This is a genomic window from Protofrankia sp. Cj3, from assembly GCF_917627355.1.
GTDB lineage: Bacteria > Actinomycetota > Actinomycetes > Frankiales > Frankiaceae > Protofrankia.
The window spans coordinates 3,073-3,680 of the sequence record NZ_CAKJTR010000326.1 but is presented as its reverse complement, the minus strand read 5'-3'; the positions used below and the strand labels follow the sequence as shown (position 1 = coordinate 3,680).

Sequence of the window (608 nt, the reverse complement as noted above, 5' to 3'; positions counted from 1 at the left end):
CGATCTCGGTGGTGCCGGAGGAACGGGCACCACGGTTCAAGGTCGTTGCCAGTTCCTGGAGGCGGGATGCGGCCGTCTCCCGCTGCGGCGCGTCTGCGGGAAGGGTGGCGAGGAGCGCTTCCATGGTGTCGATCGCGGTCAGGACCGCCGGCACCGCCGTGGTGGCTCGGGGCAGTAGCTCCAGGCGCAGGTGATCGACCAGCGTTGCCGGCGAAGGGTAGTCGAACACGAGGGTGGTGGGCAGCCGCAGCCCGGTCGCCGCACTCAGCCGGTTGCGTAGCTCCACCGCCGTGAGCGAGTCGAATCCCTGGTCGCGGAATGTCCGGCCGATGTCGACCGCGTCCGTGGAGGCATGCCCCTGGACCGCGGCCATCTGGGTGCGAACGAGTTTCAGCAGGATCGGCCGCCGCTCCGGCTCGGCCGCGTGCGCCAGCTGCTGGGCCAGATTGGAAGGGCCCGCATCGCCTGGTTCGGCCGCGTTGTCAGCCGTGCCGCGGAGCATCCGCGCAATCTCAGGGAGTTCTCCCAGGAGCGCGTTCCGCCGGGTCTGGGCGAGCGTTTCCCAGCTGACATCGCAGACGACCAGGTGGGGCTCGTCGTGGTCGAGT

The 608-nt window shown here is 69.9% G+C and carries 1 protein-coding gene; it reads right to left on the bottom strand.

All coding sequences use genetic code 11. The annotated features are described in order from the left end of the window. On the bottom strand, positions 1-608 hold a 608-nt coding region (locus tag MJ783_RS23180), incomplete at both ends, for a phosphopantetheine-binding protein (protein ID WP_239313999.1).